Genomic DNA, 17,389 nt, shown 5'->3' on the forward strand with positions numbered 1-17,389 from the left:
GCCAAGGTCTCAGGTCGAAGCGTTGGGTGCAGCGATCAGTTCGAGGCCATCGCGTTGGCCTTCTCGATCAGCGCCTCGGCCATGCGGATCGAAGCGATGTCGATGAGGCGTCCATCGAGGGAGACGGCGCCCTTGCCGGCCTTGGCGGCATCTTCCATCGCCGCGAGGATGCGGCGAGCCTTCTCGACTTCGGCAGCCGACGGAGTGAACACCTCGTTGGCCAGGTCGATCTGCGAGGGGTGGATCGCCCACTTGCCCTCGAAGCCGAGCGCGGCACAGCGGCGTGCGGCGGACGTGTAACCGTCCGGGTCGGAGAAGTCGCCGAAAGGACCGTCGATCGGGCGCAGGCCGTAGGCTCGGCAGGCCACCATCATGCGAGCCTGGGCGAACAGCCACGGATCCTGCCAATGCGTCTCGCGGTTGCCGGCCTCATCCTTGTCGGTGAGGACCGAATAGTCCTTGTTCACGCCGCCGATGACGGTGGAACGTGCCCGGGTCGAGGCGGCGTAGTCGGCCACGCCGAAGGACATCGCCTCCAGGCGCTTCGACGAGGTCGCGATCGCTTCGACGTTGGCCATGCCGAGAGCGGTCTCAATCAGAACCTCGAAGCCGATCTTCTTCTCGCGCTTCTTGGCCTGCTCGATCTGCGTCACCATCACGTCGATGGCGTAGACGTCGGCCGGCACGCCGACCTTGGGGATCAGGATCATGTCGAGGCGCGGACAGGCCTCAACGATGTCGACCACATCCCGGTACATGTAGTGGGTGTCGAGACCGTTGATGCGGATCATCATGGTCTTGTTGCCCCAGTCGATCTCATTGAGCGCCTGGATAATGTTCTTGCGGGCCTGCTCCTTGTCGTCGGGGGCGACCGCATCCTCGAGGTCGAGGAAGATCACGTCGGCCTTGGAGGTGGCCGACTTCTCCATGAAGGTCGGGTTCGAGCCGGGGACGGCGAGTTCCGAGCGGTGCAGGCGCGGCGTGGCCTGCTGGATCAGGGTGAAGCTCATTGGGATTCCTTCCTGTTTTGAAGTGTTCTGGACGTTCATGAGACCCGAAAGTCGGGCCACCATACCGATCAAGACGCGCGAGCGCGCCAGTCCGTGAGCCTTCGCGAGCCCCCGGTATCCTTACAAATCCATCAGCCCGTCGCGCCAAAGCCGACGGCGATGCAGTTGATCGAGAGCAGCAGAGCGGATTTCACCGCCTCGCGCTGATCCTCGTCGGTTTCCGAGCGGAAGCGGCGCAGCAACTCCACCTGCTCGCGGCTGACCTGATTGATGGTCGGCAGGCGCCCGTTCAGGCGGTCGCGGAACAGGGGAAAGCGTTCGGCGAGTTCGCTGTCGCCGCTGACGCGAAGCGCCATTTCGCGGGTCAGCGCGTACTCGGCCTCGATTAGCGGGAAAATGCTATCGCGGGCGCCCGCATCGGGAACGAGGCTCGCATAATCGCGGGCGATTTCGAGGTCGACCATTAACAGGGTCTTCTCGACCTCGTCGAGGATGAGACGAAACGGCTTCGATTCCGCGAACAGACGCTTCAGCTGGGCCTCACCCTGGGCGCCCCGCACATCGAGGAAGCTCTTCAGCCCCGAGCCGACGCCGTACCAGCCCGTGATGACGTGGCGGTTCTGAGACCAGGCGAACACCCAGGGAATCGCGCGCAGGTCCGACAAGGAGCGCGCACCGAAGCGGCGGGCGGGGCGCGACCCGATGTTGAGAAGCGCGATCTCGTCGAGGGGGCTCGCGGCCCCGAAATAGGTCACGAGGTCGGGATGCTGGATCAGGTTGACGTATGCCGCGCGCGATGCGCCGGACAGGGCCTCCAGGCAATCGTCGAACTCGTTGCGCGGGGTCTTGGCGGCCTCACGCTCGGACTTCAGGGCGTGCTCGAACACCGAGGATGCGAGCAGTTCCATCTGGTAGGCGGCCGTGCCCCTGTTGGCGTACTTGAACGAGACGACCTCGCCCTGCTCCGTGGTGCGGAAGCGCCCGTTGATCGAGCCCGGGGGCTGGGCCGCGATGGCCCGCGCCGTCGGCGCGCCGCCACGGCTGACGGAACCGCCACGCCCATGGAAGAACGCGATCGGCACCCCGGACGCCTTACCGAGTTGAGTCAGCTTGTCCTGCGCCTTGTAGAGCTCCCAGTTCGAAGCGACGAAGCCGCCGTCCTTGTTCGAATCCGAGTAGCCGATCATCACCTCCTGCACGCCGCCTTGCCAGCGGGTTGAGCGACGGACCACGGGAATCGAGAAGAGCTCCTTCATGATGGTGGGCGCGGCGCGCAGGTCGTCGATGGTCTCGAACAGCGGGACGATCGGCAGGCAGCAGATCTCAGTGCCCGACGCGTCGAGGAAGTTGCCGGCTTCCTTGGCGAGCAGGTAGGCGCCGAGGATGTCCTGCACGGAGCGGGTCATCGACAGGACGAAGGAGCCGAAGGCCTCGCGGTCGAGCTGTTCGCGCATCTCGCCAACGAGAGCGAAGGTCTCCAGCGTCTCGCGCGCGTCGTCGGGCAGGCTCTCGAAGTTGCGTTCGCCCTGGCGCGGCTTGGCGAGTTCTTCGACTAGCCACGCCTTCCACTCGGCGGAATCGATGTCCGGCGGGGTGCGGTTCTGGCCATGCACGAGTTGCCAGAGCGCATGCAGGGTCTTGGTGGTGCGGGTGGTGTTCTCGCGTAGATCCAGGCGAACCGTCGAGAACCGGAAGATCTCCACCATGCGCCGGACGGGGCGGACGAGGTCGACGGCGAGGGAAGCGCATTTCGCGTCGCTCAGGCCCTGCTCCAGGGTCCGCAGATCGTTGATGAGGCCATCGGCGCTCGGGTAATCGGGACCCGTCGAGCGCTGGCCCTTGTTGCGCAGGATCGTGGCTTCGAGTTTGCGCAGGATGCAGGTGAGGAACTGGCGATAGGCCTCGCCCGGATTGCGGTTGGCGATGGCGCGGCCATCCCCGCTCTCCGCAAGCATCTGGGCGAGCTCGGCCTTGAACGTCCCCGGCACCGGCAGCGACCGCTCCGTCAGCGAGAGCGTTCGGCCGAGCGATGTCACGCCATCGCGATAGCGGCGGAGCGAAGCCAGAGCGTTGCGCTGCAGGGTCGTACGCGTGACGGAGGAGGTGACGTAGGGGTTGCCGTCGCGGTCGCCGCCGATCCAAGACCCGAACTGGAAGAAGGGCGGCACCTCGAACTTCTCGTCCGGATAGTACTGCGCCAGGCTCTCCTCCAAGGAATAGAGCACCTCGGGCAGCATCTCGAACAGGGTCTCGTCGAAGAAGTGCAGACCCCAGGCGACCTCGCGCTCGACGGTCGCCTTTTCGAGATGAAGTTCGCCGGTCATCCAGACGAGCTCGATCTGGTCGCGCAACTCGTTCATCAGGCCGTTACGCTCGCGCTCGGTCCAGCGCGGCAGTTCCAGTTCGCGCAGCACGAGATAGATGCGCCGGAACTTCTCGAGCACCGTGACGCGCTTGCCCTCGGTGGGATGCGCGGTGATCGTCGGGCGGATGCGCAGGTCTTTCAGGAGCGCGTGGATCTCCGGCGCCTTGATGCCATTGGCAGCCGCATCGGCGAGCACGGCGCTGAAGCTTCCGCCCAAGGCCTCCCGACCCTTGGTACGCTCGACTTGCCGGCGGCGGCGCATGGCCGCGTTCTGCTCGGCGATCGACAGCAACTGGAACCAGATGCCTTGGACCTGGAGGGCGCGGGCGAGGAGCTCGGGCGAGAATTCCGAGATGTTCGCGCGCCCGTGGAGCACGTCTTCGAGCTCGGGCTCATGCCGGCGCGCTACCGCGAGCAGCGCATGGAACAGAATGTCGAGCGCTTCCTTCGACGAGGTTCCCGTGATGACGGGGGGCGCAAAGGTCTGGTCGATGGCACCGACCGGGGCGTGAAGGGTATCCGTCATGGACAAGGCCACCTTGTGTACGTTCTTCGCCGAGCGACCGCGACGGAAGCGGGCGACGGGTGCCACGCGGTTTGCCGTCGGTACGATCAGGCGTCGCGGTCGAAGCGTTTCGCAAGCTCCTCCCCCGCTGTCTAAGAGGGGAAAACCGCTTCCGGAAAGCTCATACCTTTTCCGGTCGCGCCGCAATTCCCCTCCCCCCAACAGGGGGGAGGGTAGATCACGTCATGCCGCCAGCTTGCGCATCACCTGCGCCACGGTCGAACCGAACTCACCGGGGCTCGGGGCGACGGTCAGGCCGTAGGAGCGCATGATCTCCGCTTTTTCGGCGGCCGAATCGCCGGTGGCGGAGATGATGGCGCCGGCGTGGCCCATGCGGCGGCCCTTCGGGGCGGTGAGGCCGGCGACAAACCCGATGACGGGCTTCGACATGTTCTCCTTGATCCAGGCGGAAGCCTCGGCCTCCTGCGGCCCGCCGATCTCACCGATCATCAAGACGGCCTTCGTCTCCGGGTCCTGCTCGAACAGGGCGAGGTGATCGAGGAACGACGAGCCGTTAATGGGATCGCCACCAATGCCGACCGAGGTGGTGATGCCGATACCTTCTTCCATCATCTGCGCGGCGGCCTCGTAGCCGAGCGTCCCCGAACGCGAGATCACCCCGACATTGCCCTTGAGGTAGATGTGGCCAGGCATGATGCCGAGCATCGCCTTGCCGGGCGAGATGATGCCGGCGCAGTTCGGGCCCACCACCATGGTGCGCTTGTCCTTGGGGTAGCGGCGCAGATACCGCTTCACCCGCATCATGTCCTGGGCCGGGATGCCGTCGGTGATCGAGCAGATCAGCGCGAGGCCGGCATCGGCTCCTTCCATGATGGCATCGGCCGCGAAGGGCGGAGCCACGAAGGTGATGGAGGTGGTGGCGCCGGTCGCCTCCACGGCCTCCTTGACGGTGTTGAACACCGGCACGCCGAGATGAGTCTTGCCGCCCTTGCCGGGGGTGACGCCGCCGACGACGTTGGTACCGTACGCCATCATTTCCTTGGCGTGGAAGGTGCCCTTGTCGCCCGTGATGCCCTGGATGATGATCGGGGTCTTCTCGTCGATCAGAATGCTCATGACGTATCCTCCCCTAATCTAGTTGGCGCGCTTGGCGGCGGCGCAGGCCTCGACGGCCTTGGCGGCGGCGTCGGACAGGCTGTTGGCGGTGATCAGGTCGAGGCCACTCTCGGCCAGGATCTTCTGGCCCGCCTCGACATTCGTGCCGGCCAGCCGAACGATCAGCGGAACGTCGATCTTCACTTCGCGTGCCGCCTGGATGACGCCTTGAGCGACCCAGTCGCACCGGTTGATGCCGGCGAAGATGTTGACGAGGATCGCCTTCACGTTGCGGTCGGAGAGAACCAACCGGAAAGCTGTGGCGACCCGGTCCGGCGAGGCGCCACCACCGACGTCGAGGAAGTTGGCCGGCTCGCCGCCCGCGTGCTTGATCATATCCATGGTGGCCATGGCCAAGCCGGCACCGTTGACGATGCAGCCGATCTCACCTTCGAGACCGATATAGGAGAGGTTGTGCTCGGCGGCCTGGGCCTCGCGGGGATCGCCCTGCGACGGATCGTGCATATCGGCGATGTTGCGCCTGCGGAACATGGCGTTGTCGTCGAAGGACATCTTCGCATCGAGCGCCAGCACCCGGTCGTCCTTGGTGACGACGAGGGGGTTGATCTCCAGCATGGTGCCGTCGCAATCGCGGAACGCCCGATAGGCGTTCATGATCGTCTTCACGGCGGCCGAGACCTGCTTGATGTTCAGGCCGAGCTGGAACGCGATCTCGCGCGCCTGGAATTGCTGCAGGCCGACGGCGGGCTCGACGACGACTTGGATCAGAGCTTCGGGTTCGTTGGCGGCGATCTCTTCGATGTCCATGCCACCGCGCTGCGAGGCGATGACGCGGACGCGCTCGGCCTTCCGGTCGAGGACGTAGCCGAGATAGAGCTCGCGCTCGAAGGGATCTGCGGTCTCGACATAGACGCGCTGGACGGGCTTGCCCTCGGGTCCCGTCTGGAGCGTGACGAGACGCTTGCCCAGAAGATCCTTGGCCGCGTCACGGACCTCGTTGTAGGTGCGGCAGAGCTTGATGCCGCCGGCCTTCCCGCGAGCGCCCGCATGGATCTGCGCCTTCACGGCCCAGAACGAGCCGCCGAGCTCGGTCGCCGCATAGACGGCCTGATCGGCGCTGAAGGCGACGGCGCCCTTCGGAACGGCCACACCGAAACCGGCAAGCAGCTCCTTGGCCTGGTACTCGTGCACGTCCATGAGCGTTCTCCTCGGCGTTTCTTCCTTGGCGCGACTGTCTCGTAAATTTCACTTCACGGAAAGTCCTCTGCCATTTATATTTTTTTAGATTGACCTTCACTCTGCCTTGAAGACAGACGAACTGTATTCATTTCTCACAAGAACTGCTCCGATGGCGTCGGAAGCAATTCTTGATAACCCGACGCGTAAGCATTGTCTCCGAGCGTCACGGTTGAGCCCGGAGCGAAGCCTCAATTCACCTTTGCCTTCACGACCTCGTAGATCGACTCGTTCAGTGGCCCGGCCGAGCCCAGGAGGGTTTCGAGTTCGCGAAGGCGCTCATCGGCGAAAGCACGATCGTCCAGGCCCTTGGCGTTGACGTAGACGTTGAGCGCCGCGCTCCGGAGACCCGCATGGGCGGAGAGCACCGCCACGCCGGCATCGGAGATGACGTTGAGGTTGCCCTTGTCCGCCACGATCTGCGAGAGGTCGATGACCTTGCGGCAGGCGCGGCAGCAGGCGAGCGGCACATCGGTGGCGATCTTAAGGGCGGCCTGGATCTTCTCGGCCCGGGCGGCCTTCTCCTCGTCCGTGGTCTTGGGGAGCCCGTAGGCGCCCATCACCGCATCGAAGGCCTCGACGTCGTCGGCGATCATGCCGGTGAGTTCGGCGCGCAGGGCCTCGGATTGTCCGAGGATCTCCTTCAGCTCACCCTCGACCTCGACGTACTTCTTCTTTCCGATGGTGAGGTTGCACACCATGCTCAGGAGCGCGGCACCCATGGCACCGGATATGGCGGCGGCACCGCCCCCGCCGGGGGTGGGGGCCGCGCTCGCCAGACCGTCGAGGAAGGTCTGAATGGTCTCGTTGGGGGGATTTTCCTTGGCGGCCATGGCGGTCAGGCCATCTTCTTGGCGAGGGCGTAGATCGCCTCGGCGTCGAGCACCTGCTCCGTGTTGTCGAAGAGCTGGCCGACGCAGGCGCGGTGGAGCTTGAGCTTCAGCCCGCCGATACCCAGCGCCCCGAACACCTTCTTGCCGTGGCGATCCTTGCCCTTGTCCATGGCCTCGATGCCGCCGAAGCCGAGGGGCGGCTGGGCGTTGTAATCGGCCACGAACTCGATGCTGGCCTCGTCCTTCCAGGCGTCTTCCGGCAGCAGCTCGAGTCCTATCGCGCCGGCCGAGAACACCAGGTTCTGGCCCTTGACGATGCTCGCCCGCGAGGCGGCGTCCGGTGTCTCGGCGGCCTTGATGTTCACCTTGAAGCGCTTGTTGATCTGGTCGGCGGCGGCCTGCGCCTTGTCGAGCGAGCGGCCGCAGAGGATGACCTCGGCGCCTTCCTGGGCCAGCAGCGCGGCGGAGCGCATGCCGACCGGGCCGGTACCAGCCAGCACCACGGCCTTCTTGCCTTCAAGCGTCCCGGCGGCCTTCTGCACCAGGGCGACGCCGGCGGCGGCGGTGGTGTTCGAGCCGTTGGAATCGAGCATGATAGAGACGCGGAAGGGGCCGAAGAAGCGCTTCTTGACCGCCTCGAACACCGCCTCGCCGGCCGCCATGCTGCCGCCGCCGACGAAGATCGCCGTCGACTTCTTCTCGGAGCCGCCGCGCGTGTAAATCGTGCCATCGACGAGCGCGCCGACAGTCTCCGGGGTCACGTTTCCGTAGCCGGTGATGTGGTCCGCGCCACCGTCGTAGCCCACGACCACGTCGAACACGCTCGGGACCGGATCGGTGTCGAATTGGAACAGCAGCTTTTTCATTTTTCTTGATCCCTAGACTGTCCGCGCTTGAGCACGGTTTGCGTTTGTTCTTGGTCCCGTCCGGCGCTGCTAAGCGACTCGGGCTTGCCGTATCCGATCAAAGCGGTCGGCGTCGTCAGACAACGTTCTTTGGCTCGCCCGCGACGAAGGCTTCGACGTTATCCACGAGCTGGTCGGCCAGGATCTGCATAGCCTCCTTGCTTGCCCAGGCCACGTGCGGGGTCACGATCAGGTTGGGCAGGTCGAGCTCGCACAGGATGTTGCCGTTCTTCGGCGGCTCGGTCATCACCACGTCGAAGCCGGCGCCACCAATCGTGCCGGCCTTCAGAGCCTCGGCCAGGGCTTCCTCGTCCACGAGGCCGCCACGCGCGGTGTTGATGAGGAGCGCGTGCTTCTTCATCTTCGCGAGTTCCGCGCGCCCGATCATGTTGCGGGTCTCGGGCGTCAGCGGCGCGTGCAACGTGATCACGTCGGATTCACGCAGGATCGTCTCGAAATCGACCAGACCCTCCTGCGGGAACACGTCGTAGGCGATCACGGTCATGCCGAGGGCTTCCGCACGCTTGGCGATGGACTTGCCGAGTGCCCCGTAGCCAACGATTCCGAGCGTCGAGCCGGCGATATCGTGGATCGGGTAGTCGAAGTAGCAGAACTGGGTCGACTTCGCCCAATCGCCCCGCCGCACCGAATTGGCATAGGGCACGATAGCGCGGCGCAGCGCGAACATCAGGCCGATCACGTGCTCGGGCACGGTGTTGAAAGCGTAGCCGCGAATGTTCACGACCGTGATGCCCTGGGCCTTGGCGGCCTCCTTGTCGACGACGTCGGTGCCAGTGGCGGCCACCGCGATCAGCTTGAGGTCGGGCAGCTGCTTCAGGGTGTCGGCCCGCATCGGGACCTTGTTGATCAGCGCGATCTCGGCGCCCTTCAGGCGCTCGACGATCTCGTCCGGCGTCCAGGTCGACTCGTACTCGACGTATTCGTGCGGAAAGTTGAACTCACGGACCTTGGCGTCCAGGGACTCGCGGTCGAGGAACACGATCTTCTTCGTCATGGAATCCTCTGGCCGATCCGGCCGGGTCACGGATAGGGTCGAAAGAAGGCGCCGGGGCTGGAAGCCCGCCCCGGCGCTTGGTCTCAGGTCTTCGAGAGCGGGTTCTCGCGCAGGTAGCTCGACGCGGCGGCGACGCCGGAGCCGGGCTGGACCTTCACGCCATGGTCGAGCATCGCCATCTCGGCGCCCGCGATGGCGCCCAGCAGCGACAACTCGTTCAGGTCACCAACGTGGCCGATGCGGAACACCTTGCCGGCGACCTTGCTCAATCCAGCGCCGAGGGCGAGGTTGTAGCGCACGTAGGCGTGCTTGATGATCGCTGCGGCATCGACGCCCTCGGGCACCAGGATCGCCGTCACCGTATCGGAGTTCCACTTCGGCTCCTTCGCGCAGGTCTTCAGGCCCCAGGCGGCCACGGCTTGGCGGGTCGCCTCGCCGAGCACGTGATGCCGGTGGTAGACGTTCTCGAGGCCTTCCTCGTTGAGGCAGTCCAGCGCTTCGCGCAGGCCGTAGAGCAGCGGCAGCGACGGGGTGTAGGGGAAGTAGCCGGCCGGGTTCTGCTTCTGGTGGTCGGCCCAGTCGAAGTAGACATGCGCGAGGCGGTCGTTCTGGCCCGACGAGGTGTCGGCCGCCTTGAGCGCCTTCGCGCTGACGCAGATCACGCCGAGGCCGGCGGGGAGCATCAGGCCCTTCTGCGAACCGGCGATGGCGCAATCCACCTTCCACTCGTCCATCTTGAACGGAAGCGAGCCAATGGAGGAGACGCCGTCCACGAACAGCAGGGCCGGGTGACCGGCGGCGTCGATCGCCTTGCGCACCGCGCCGACATCGCTCGTGACGCCGGTGGCCGTCTCGTTATGGACGACCATCACGGCTTTGATTTCGTGGTTCTTGTCGGCGCGCAGGGCCTCGCCGATCCGCTCCGGGTTCGCGCCGGTGCCCCACTCCTCGTCCTGAACCACGACCTCGAGGCCGAGGCGCTGGGCCATGTCGATCCAGAGGTGGCTGAACTGGCCGAAGCGCGAGGCCAGGACCTTGTCACCGCGCGACAGGGTATTCGTGAGGGCGGATTCCCAGATTCCGGTGCCCGAAGCCGGGAACAGGAAAATGGTGCCGTCGGTCGAACCGTAGACGGCCTTCGTGTCCTCGAAGAGCGGCTTGGTCAGCGCGGGGAAGTCCACCGACCGGTGATCCTCGGACTGCACCAGCATCGCGCGCATCACGCGATCCGGGATGTTCGTCGGGCCCGGGACGAACAGATGGTTCCGGCCGGGACGTCGCGTTGCCGCCATGATGTGTTCTCCGTTTCTTGATGGGCTGCCGCAGACCTGTCTCGTGCGGCGCCGCAGATGCGTCGATGGTTCTTACGGATCGCGCGGGCCGACCCGAATGGATCGGGAGGCCCCTCGCGGTCGCGGGTTCGATGAAACGTGGGACGATCGCGTTCGCGCTCAGTGTTTCGACGGACGGATGTCCGACGGCACCGAAGATCGACCTTCAGCACCCTTTGCCACGAGCGATACCGAATACCTCAAGCCTCTTCTCCATGGGCCGGGTCGCGCGCTCGAACTGCGCTCACCGCTGGGCCGTTTCAGCGTCGTCGTCCCCGGGAACGGCACCCTTAGTTCGCCTCGACGGGCTCCGGCCATGCGTCCTCGAACGCTGCCCGGTGGGGCACCTTGCGCCGGACTATGCCCGCCTTCCGCCCGAAAGGAAAACCCGAAATACTTGGTCTCAAATCAAAATTTTTTTCGTGGATGAAGGGCTTACGTCGCGGCGCGGGATACCGACCCGAATCGCGAAGTTGGCGTCATCAAACTGATACGGGAATTCGGTTTGGCTCTTCGGCGACGGAGGCTGTCCCGGAGGCGAGCGTGGGCGAAGACACCGAGACGACCCGCGTCCGGACATTGTTCCTGTCGGACATGCATCTCGGAACCAAGGGCTGCCAGGCCGACCTCCTGTTGGAATTCCTGCGCGACTACGATGCCGATGAAATCTACCTCGTTGGAGACATCGTCGACGGCTGGCAGTTGAAGTCCGGCTGGTACTAGCCCCAGAGCCACAACGATGTCGTGCAGAAGCTCATGCGCAAGGTGCGCAAAGGCTCGACGCTGGTCTACGTGCCGGGCAACCACGACGAGTTCCTGCGCGACTACATCGGCATGACCTTCGGCGGCATCGAAATAGCCGACCAGCGCATGCATGTGGCGGCCGACGGCAATCGCTACCTCGTCATCCACGGTGACCAGTTCGACATGGTGGTACGCCACGCCAAATGGCTCGCGTATCTCGGTGACGGCGCGTACACGTTCGCGCTCTTCATCAACACATACGTGAACACGGCGCGCCGGCGCCTGGGCCTCGCCTATTGGTCGCTTTCCGCCTGGGCCAAGCTGAAGGTCAAGAACGCCGTCAACTTCATCGGTAAATTCGAGGAACTGCTCAGCGCTGAGGCCAGGCGCGCCGGCGCTGACGGAGTGATCTGCGGGCACATCCACCACGCAGCCAACCGCCAAATCGACGGGCTGACCTACCTCAACACCGGCGACTGGGTGGAATCCTGCACGGCCATCGTCGAGCATTACGACGGCACCATGGAGGTGCTGCACTATCCGAGCCTGCTGCGCGCCCGCGCCGCGCAGGTCGAGCCGGTCGAGCATCAGCGGCCAGACGGGGCTCGGGCCGTCGCGTGAGGCTGCTCATCGCCACCGATGCCTGGCACCCTCAGGTCAATGGCGTCGTCCGATCGCTCGAGAACATGGCGGCGGCGGGTCCCGCCTTCGGCTTCGAGCCCATCTTCCTGACGCACCGGGATTTCGCGTCTCTGCCGCTGCCGGGTTACCCGGAGATCCGGCTGGCCTACGCCACACCGCGCCACGTCGCCCGGCTCTGGGACGACCTGCGCCCGACCCACGTCCACATCTCCACGGAAGGCACGGTCGGCTACGCCACCCGCCGTTACTGCCTCGCCCATGGCCGGCCCTTCACGACGAGCTATCACACGCGGTTTCCCGAATATCTTTCCGCCCGCGCCCCCGTCCCGGAGGCCTGGAGCTACGCCTGGCTACGCCGCTTCCACGGCGCCTCGAACGGCACGATGGTCTCGACGCCCTCTCTGGAGCGGGACCTCGGCGCCCGCGGCTTCATCAACCTAATGCGCTGGACGCGGGGCGTCGACACCGACCTGTTCCGTCCGACGCCGGGCAAAGTGCCGGAGCCTACGGATCTCGCCGGACTCGCCCGGCCGCTCTTCCTGTCCGTCGGGCGCCTGGCGGTGGAGAAGAACCTCGACGCATTTCTTCGTCTCGAACTCCCAGGCACCAAGGTCGTGGTCGGCGACGGGCCCGACCGCGCCCGCCTTGCGGCGATCGACCCTGGGGCGCGTTTCCTCGGGACGCGCACGGGTGCCGAACTCGCCGCCCTCTACGCGGCGGCCGACGTCTTCGTGTTTCCGAGCCTGACGGACACCTTCGGGATCGTACTCCTTGAGGCCCTGGCCTGCGGCGTCCCGGTCGCGGCCTTTCCCGTCACGGGGCCCCTTGACGTCATCGGTGCGACGGGCGCCGGTGTCCTCGACGGAGACCTGCAAGCGGCGGCCCTGGCGGCGCTGAGCATCCCGCGCGAGCGCTGCCGGGCCGAGGCCCTGCGCTACACCTGGGCGGAAAGCGCGCGCCAGTTCTACGATAACATCGCGGTTGCACACGGAACGGCGCCCGTGTGGGCCCGTGGCTCCGTTCAGGCGACGCAGGCCGCGATCGAGCTCGGCTGAATCGTAGACCGGTCCGGCGATTCGGCATAGGGACGGCGACCCCCGCCCCGGACTGCAACGCGATGCCGCCCTTCGACCCGAGTCTGGCCCCGAGCTATCCGGCGGTGATCGGCTGCGACGAGGTCGGGCGGGGCGCGCTCTGCGGTCCGGTTCTGGTGGCGGCGGTCTGGTTCGATCCGATGACGTTTCCCGCCGGTCTGCTGGCGCGCCTCGACGACAGCAAGCGTCTGAAGGCGGCCGAGCGCGAGACCCTCACCCCCCTGATCCGCGCGCATGCGCGGGTGAGCCTGGCGGCTGCATCGCGCGCGCTCGTGGACTGCATCAATGTGCGCGGCGCGACCCTCGATGCGATGCGCCGCGCGGTCGCCGCGCTGTCGCATGATGCACCCGTCCTCGTCGACGGACGCGATACCGTGCCGGGGATCGCCCTGCCCTGCCGGGCCGTGATCGGCGGCGACCGATTGGTCCCGCAGATCGCCGCCGCCTCCATTGTCGCCAAGACGGTGCGCGACGGGCTGATGCGGCGGCTGGCGATCCGCTACCCGGATTACGGCTGGACCAGCAATGTCGGCTACGGCACGCGCATCCACCTCGCCGGGCTCGCGGCGCGGGGACGCTCCCCGCACCATCGCCTGAGCTTCACCCGGGGCTACGATCTCAGAACAGGCTCAGCTGGTCGGTCGGAACCCTGAACAGGTCGGTGCGCAGGCGCCGGCGTTCCTCGGGATAGCCGAGGCGGCGGCGGGCCAGACGCATGCGTTGAACGATCAGGTCGGCATAGGCGCCGGTTCCGGTCATGCGGGTGCGATACGCGGAATCATAGGCCTTGCCGCCCCGCGCCTGGCGCACGAGCGACATGACGTGTCGCCGGCGGCCGGGGTAATGCTCCGCGAACCAGTCGTTCACGAGGGCGTCGAGTTCGAGCGGCAGCCGCAGGAGGACGTGGTTGGCCTCGACGGCGCCAAGTTCGCGGGCCCGGCCGAGGATCGTCTCGATCTCGTGGTCGTTCAGGGACGGGATGATCGGGGCCACGATGACCATCACGGGGATGCCGGCGGCGCTGAGCGCCCGGATCGCCTCCAGGCGCTTCTCGGGATGGGGCGCGCGTGGCTCCATCCGGCGCGCCAGGACGGGGTCGAGGGTCGTCACCGAGACCGCGACCTTGACGAGGCCGTCCCGAGCCATGTCGCCCAGGATGTCGATGTCGCGGGTGACGAGGTTCGACTTCGTCACGATCCCGACGGGATGGCGGAAGCGCGCCAGCACCTCCAGCACGGCGCGGGTGAGCCGGTGGCCGCGCTCGATGGGCTGATAGGGGTCGGAGGCGGTCCCGAGCGCGATGGTGGCCGGGCTGTAGCCCGGCACTGACAGTTCCCACTCCAACAGGGCGGCGGCGTTGGCCTTCTGAAACAGCTTCGTCTCGAAATCGAGGCCCGGCGACAGGCCGACATAGGCGTGGTTGGGTCGGGCGAAGCAGTAGACGCAGCCGTGCTCGCAGCCACGATAGGGATTGATCGAGCGGTCGAAGGAGATGTCCGGCGAGGTGTTGCGCGTGATCAGGGTGCGGGCCTGTTCCGCCAGGACCTCCGTCCGCAGCGGCCCGAGCGCCTCGGCCCCGTCCCAACCGTCGTCGAACGCCACCCGCCCCGCCGGCTCGAAGCGGCCACCGGGATTGGCGGTCGCACCCCGGCCGCGCCGTTCGGCCGGCTGAAGCGTCGTCTCCGGCAATCGTCGGACAGCCGGCGGCCGATGCGCCGAACCCTCGTCTCGCGGTGCAGGCATGCTTGGTCGGATCTCCCGGCGGCTGATTAGAACATTAGAAGAACATGCGGGAAGGTCGATGCGGATATTTCAGGCAAACCCGGGTTCGAGGATGATTTTGCTCGGACTCGGTGGCCCACACCCGGCCGACACCGCTTTGCGCGGCGCAAAAATGCGGTATGCGCGCGCATGATTTCGGCACTGATCTCCGTGGCACGGCCAACCGACCCCGACGCGATCGATCACCTCGCGGATACGCTCGGCTCCCTGGTGGCCGGCGTCGCGGCGGGCCTGATCAGCGATGCGGTGATCGTCGTGCCGGTGGCCCATGCGGCGATCGAGACGGTGGCGGAGGCGACCGGCGCCAAGGTCGTGCTGCGCGGCCGGGGCGCCTCGCCCTGGATGGCGGGCGCGCGGGCGGCCCGGCGGGACTGGGTCCTCTGCCTGGAGGCCGGCGATGTCCCGGTCGATGGCTGGATTCGCGTCCTCGACCGGTTCATCGGCACGGCACGGCCGGACGTGGCACTCGCCCGCCTGCGCCGCCCGCATACCGGCCTTCCGGCCCGGATCGCCGCGCGCGGCGAGGCCGTCATCGGCGTGCAGACTCCCCGTCCGGGCGACCTCGTGCGCCGCGACCGCCTGATCTCAGGCCCTAAATTTCCCCACCGCCTGAAGGTCCGCCGCCTGAGCGCACGCCTGGACCGCGCCTGACTGTTCGGAGCAAGCGCAGGCCGCGTCTTTTTTGTTGCGAGACGCGCCAGGGCCGTCGAAATACTCGGTTCACGTGCCGCGTCCGCGCCTGCGAACTGGCCTGCCCGCACTAGGCGCCCTCCTCACCTGCACCATCCGGAACCGTCGTTCTCCGAGGGCAATTTGGCGCCGGCACAGCGTTCCCATCCGGCCTGCCGGGAACTTCCGAGTCGCGCCGCTGGAGCCCAGGGCGCAGACCGGTCCGTCTGTTAGGTTTGCAGGGGGAGACGCAAGGATCGTCCCTCTTCATGGTAGGCGCCACCACGATCCCACATGGTAGGCACCACCACGATCCCGCCGGCAATCGGCGCTGGACAAACAATAGGGTACCCCCCTATACCTTTTCCCACTAGCGAAAGCCGTTCGCCCATGGCTCACACGATCAAGGAAAAGTCGAAGCTGCTGGCGCGGGTTCGTCGGTTGAAAGGGCAAGCGGAAGCCGTCGAGCGCGCCTTGGAGGCCGAACTCGGATGTTCCGACGTGCTGATGCTGGTCGCGTCGATGCGCGGAGCCATCAACGGACTGACGGCCGAACTGATGGAAGATCACATCCGTCATCACGTCGTGAACCCGGACAACGATCCGGATTCCGATCGCGCCAGGGGAGCGGCCGAGCTGATCGAGGTGGTTCGCACCTACATGAAATAAGGACCGCCCTCGCCCATGGCCCCATTCACCGAACTGCTCGCGCAGGGAACGGCACATGCCTGGCTCTTCATACCGAGCGCGATCCTGCTGGGTGCCCTCCACGGCCTGGAGCCCGGCCATTCCAAGACGATGATGGCGGCATTCATCATCGCGGTCCGGGGCACCGTCATGCAGGCGGTGCTGCTGGGACTGGCCGCCACGCTCTCGCACACCGTCGTCGTGTGGGTCATCGCGCTCGGCGGGCAATATCTGGGACAACGCTATGCCGGCGAGGCCAGCGAGCCATACTTCCAGATCGCCTCGGCCGTCATGATCGTCGGGATCGCGCTTTGGATGCTCTGGCGCACATGGCGCGGGCAGCCTGACGAGCACCACCATCACGCCTCGGACGTGAAGGAAGTCAAAACCCGCGAGGGCCTGCTGACGCTGGAGGTGTTCGAAGACGGGGTGCCGCCGCGCTGGCATGTGCGCAGCGAGCACGGCCCATTGCCGGATGCCCAGGCCCTGACCATCGAAACCCTGCGAGCGGATGGACGGCGCCAGACCTTCGGCTTCGTGTCGAACGGGTCCTTGCTCGAAAGTCTGGAGCAAATTCCCGAGCCCCACGCCTTCGCCGCACGGCTCAGCCTAGACGGATCCGGCGGAGTGGAAACCTACGAAGTGGTTTTCGAGGAACATGACCACGCGCACCTGAACCTCGGCGACGCCGACGACGCCCACGCGCGTGCCCATGCCGACGACATCCAGCGCCGATTCTCGGGCCGCAGCGTCACCACGGGCCAGATCGTTCTGTTCGGCCTGACCGGTGGCCTGATCCCGTGTCCGGCCGCCATCACGGTCCTGCTGCTGTGCATCCAGTTGAAACAGATCAGTCTCGGGTTCGTGCTGGTGGTCTGTTTCAGTATCGGATTGGCGCTGACGATGGTGTCGGCGGGGGTGCTGGCGGCGCTGAGCGTCAAGCATGTCGCCAGACGCTGGTCGGGATTCGGCGCCTTTGCCCGGCGCGCGCCCTACGCCTCGGCGGCACTGATCGTCCTGATCGGACTCTATACCGGTTGGCTCGGTTGGCAGGGCCTGCAGCATGGCCCTGGCCACCACGTAACCGTGGGCGAGCCTCGTACGACGGTCGATGGGTGATCCATCTGGCACGTGCGCCATTCGGCGGGACCACCGAGACGTACGGGAACTAAACCGAAATCGACGCGCCCCGGCGCAGGTGCTCGTCGAGGCGCGGGATGATCTCGACGAAGTTGCAGGGGCGGTGGCGATAGTCGAGTTGGGCGCCGAGGATGCCGTCCCAGGCGTCGCGGCAGGCGCCGGGGGAACCGGGCAGGACGAAGATGTAGGTGGCGTTGGCGACCCCGGCGGTGGCGCGGGATTGCAGGGTCGAGGTGCCGATCTTGTCGTAGGAGATGCGGTGGAACACCGCCGAGAAGCCGTCCATGCGCTTCT

The 17,389-nt window shown here is 66.2% G+C and carries 15 protein-coding genes and 1 pseudogene; 6 read left to right on the forward strand and 10 right to left on the reverse strand.

Annotated features, from left to right (window positions below; genetic code table 11):
• Positions 1-35 precede the first annotated feature (35 nt).
• The 8 genes from JWQ05_RS16990 to JWQ05_RS17025 form a co-directional block, all read right to left on the reverse strand.
• Entirely contained in the window at positions 36-1,010 is a 975-nt protein-coding gene (locus JWQ05_RS16990; protein ID WP_299660774.1) for a CoA ester lyase, read from the reverse strand.
• A 131-nt stretch (positions 1,011-1,141) separates the two neighbouring features.
• Positions 1,142-3,901: a phosphoenolpyruvate carboxylase gene (locus tag JWQ05_RS16995; protein ID WP_299660777.1), complete on the reverse strand. Its 2,760-nt coding sequence runs from the start codon at positions 3,899-3,901 to the stop codon at positions 1,142-1,144.
• 222 nt (positions 3,902-4,123) lie between these two features.
• On the reverse strand, positions 4,124-5,017 hold the full coding sequence (gene sucD / locus JWQ05_RS17000) for a succinate--CoA ligase subunit alpha (protein ID WP_299660780.1): 894 nt from the start codon (positions 5,015-5,017) through the stop codon (positions 4,124-4,126).
• Between the two features lie 18 nt (positions 5,018-5,035).
• Positions 5,036-6,214 (reverse strand): malate--CoA ligase subunit beta, encoded by a 1,179-nt coding sequence (locus JWQ05_RS17005; protein ID WP_299660783.1) that lies wholly within the window; start codon positions 6,212-6,214, stop codon positions 5,036-5,038.
• A gap of 230 nt (positions 6,215-6,444) precedes the next feature.
• Positions 6,445-7,086, reverse strand: coding sequence for a methenyltetrahydrofolate cyclohydrolase (fchA, locus tag JWQ05_RS17010; protein WP_299660786.1), 642 nt, complete (start codon positions 7,084-7,086; stop codon positions 6,445-6,447).
• 5 nt (positions 7,087-7,091) lie between these two features.
• Positions 7,092-7,952 (reverse strand): NADP-dependent methylenetetrahydromethanopterin/methylenetetrahydrofolate dehydrogenase, encoded by an 861-nt coding sequence (locus JWQ05_RS17015; protein WP_299660789.1) that lies wholly within the window; start codon positions 7,950-7,952, stop codon positions 7,092-7,094.
• 115 nt (positions 7,953-8,067) lie between these two features.
• On the reverse strand, positions 8,068-9,006 hold the full coding sequence (locus tag JWQ05_RS17020) for a D-2-hydroxyacid dehydrogenase (RefSeq protein ID WP_299660791.1): 939 nt from the start codon (positions 9,004-9,006) through the stop codon (positions 8,068-8,070).
• A gap of 83 nt (positions 9,007-9,089) precedes the next feature.
• Positions 9,090-10,298 carry an aminotransferase class V-fold PLP-dependent enzyme gene (locus tag JWQ05_RS17025; RefSeq protein ID WP_299660794.1) on the reverse strand — a complete coding sequence of 403 codons (1,209 nt, stop codon included), beginning with the start codon at positions 10,296-10,298 and terminating at the stop codon, positions 9,090-9,092.
• Between the two features lie 582 nt (positions 10,299-10,880).
• Between JWQ05_RS17025 and JWQ05_RS17030 the strand changes: the two are divergent.
• From JWQ05_RS17030 to JWQ05_RS17040, 3 genes and pseudogenes are all read left to right on the forward strand, one after another.
• A pseudogene (locus JWQ05_RS17030) lies at positions 10,881-11,702 on the forward strand (UDP-2,3-diacylglucosamine diphosphatase).
• Positions 11,699-12,778, forward strand: a complete 1,080-nt coding sequence (locus JWQ05_RS17035) for a glycosyltransferase family 1 protein (RefSeq protein ID WP_299660797.1) — start codon at positions 11,699-11,701, stop codon at positions 12,776-12,778. The pseudogene JWQ05_RS17030 and the gene JWQ05_RS17035 overlap by 4 nt, the downstream one beginning before the upstream one ends.
• Before the next feature lie 62 nt (positions 12,779-12,840).
• Positions 12,841-13,470: a ribonuclease HII gene (locus JWQ05_RS17040; RefSeq protein WP_299660799.1), complete on the forward strand. Its 630-nt coding sequence runs from the start codon at positions 12,841-12,843 to the stop codon at positions 13,468-13,470.
• On the opposite strand, the gene JWQ05_RS17045 is transcribed toward JWQ05_RS17040, so the two are convergent.
• A complete protein-coding gene (locus JWQ05_RS17045; RefSeq protein WP_299660801.1) occupies positions 13,436-14,560 on the reverse strand; it encodes a PA0069 family radical SAM protein in 1,125 nt (374 codons plus the stop codon). The two genes, JWQ05_RS17040 and JWQ05_RS17045, sit on opposite strands and share 35 nt — an antisense overlap.
• Positions 14,561-14,728: 168 nt before the next feature.
• Here JWQ05_RS17045 and JWQ05_RS17050 point away from each other — a divergent pair, with 168 nt between their 5' ends.
• From JWQ05_RS17050 to JWQ05_RS17060, 3 genes are all read left to right on the forward strand, one after another.
• The gene (locus JWQ05_RS17050) at positions 14,729-15,250 is read left to right on the forward strand and encodes a hypothetical protein (RefSeq protein WP_299660803.1); all 522 of its coding nucleotides are present in this window, start codon (positions 14,729-14,731) and stop codon (positions 15,248-15,250) included.
• Positions 15,251-15,658: 408 nt separating this feature from the next.
• The gene (locus JWQ05_RS17055; RefSeq protein WP_299660805.1) at positions 15,659-15,937 is read left to right on the forward strand and encodes a metal/formaldehyde-sensitive transcriptional repressor; all 279 of its coding nucleotides are present in this window, start codon (positions 15,659-15,661) and stop codon (positions 15,935-15,937) included.
• 15 nt (positions 15,938-15,952) lie between these two features.
• Positions 15,953-17,074, forward strand: a complete 1,122-nt coding sequence (locus JWQ05_RS17060) for a nickel/cobalt efflux transporter (RefSeq protein WP_299660808.1) — start codon at positions 15,953-15,955, stop codon at positions 17,072-17,074.
• 49 nt (positions 17,075-17,123) lie between these two features.
• Here JWQ05_RS17060 and JWQ05_RS17065 read toward each other — a convergent pair.
• A partial coding sequence (locus JWQ05_RS17065; RefSeq protein WP_299660810.1) for a molybdopterin-binding protein occupies positions 17,124-17,389 on the reverse strand: 266 nt, incomplete at its 5' end.

It is taken from the genome of Methylobacterium sp. (genome assembly GCF_028290105.1).
Lineage (GTDB): Bacteria > Pseudomonadota > Alphaproteobacteria > Rhizobiales > Beijerinckiaceae > Methylobacterium.

What these genes read in the sequence shown, in the direction of transcription:
- JWQ05_RS17040 (WP_299660799.1), top strand. Translation starts at nt 12,841, where the DNA reads ATGCCGCCCTTCGACCCGAGTCTGGCCCCGAGCTATCCGGCGGTGATC.
- JWQ05_RS17060 (WP_299660808.1), top strand. Translation starts at nt 15,953, where the DNA reads ATGGCCCCATTCACCGAACTGCTCGCGCAGGGAACGGCACATGCCTGG.
- JWQ05_RS17015 (WP_299660789.1), bottom strand. Translation starts at nt 7,952, where the DNA reads ATGAAAAAGCTGCTGTTCCAATTCGACACCGATCCGGTCCCGAGCGTG.
- JWQ05_RS17005 (WP_299660783.1), bottom strand. Translation starts at nt 6,214, where the DNA reads ATGGACGTGCACGAGTACCAGGCCAAGGAGCTGCTTGCCGGTTTCGGT.
- JWQ05_RS17050 (WP_299660803.1), top strand. Translation starts at nt 14,729, where the DNA reads ATGATTTCGGCACTGATCTCCGTGGCACGGCCAACCGACCCCGACGCG.
- sucD (WP_299660780.1), bottom strand. Translation starts at nt 5,017, where the DNA reads ATGAGCATTCTGATCGACGAGAAGACCCCGATCATCATCCAGGGCATC.
- JWQ05_RS17020 (WP_299660791.1), bottom strand. Translation starts at nt 9,006, where the DNA reads ATGACGAAGAAGATCGTGTTCCTCGACCGCGAGTCCCTGGACGCCAAG.
- JWQ05_RS17045 (WP_299660801.1), bottom strand. Translation starts at nt 14,560, where the DNA reads ATGCCTGCACCGCGAGACGAGGGTTCGGCGCATCGGCCGCCGGCTGTC.
- fchA (WP_299660786.1), bottom strand. Translation starts at nt 7,086, where the DNA reads ATGGCCGCCAAGGAAAATCCCCCCAACGAGACCATTCAGACCTTCCTC.
- JWQ05_RS16990 (WP_299660774.1), bottom strand. Translation starts at nt 1,010, where the DNA reads ATGAGCTTCACCCTGATCCAGCAGGCCACGCCGCGCCTGCACCGCTCG.
- JWQ05_RS16995 (WP_299660777.1), bottom strand. Translation starts at nt 3,901, where the DNA reads ATGACGGATACCCTTCACGCCCCGGTCGGTGCCATCGACCAGACCTTT.
- JWQ05_RS17055 (WP_299660805.1), top strand. Translation starts at nt 15,659, where the DNA reads ATGGCTCACACGATCAAGGAAAAGTCGAAGCTGCTGGCGCGGGTTCGT.
- JWQ05_RS17025 (WP_299660794.1), bottom strand. Translation starts at nt 10,298, where the DNA reads ATGGCGGCAACGCGACGTCCCGGCCGGAACCATCTGTTCGTCCCGGGC.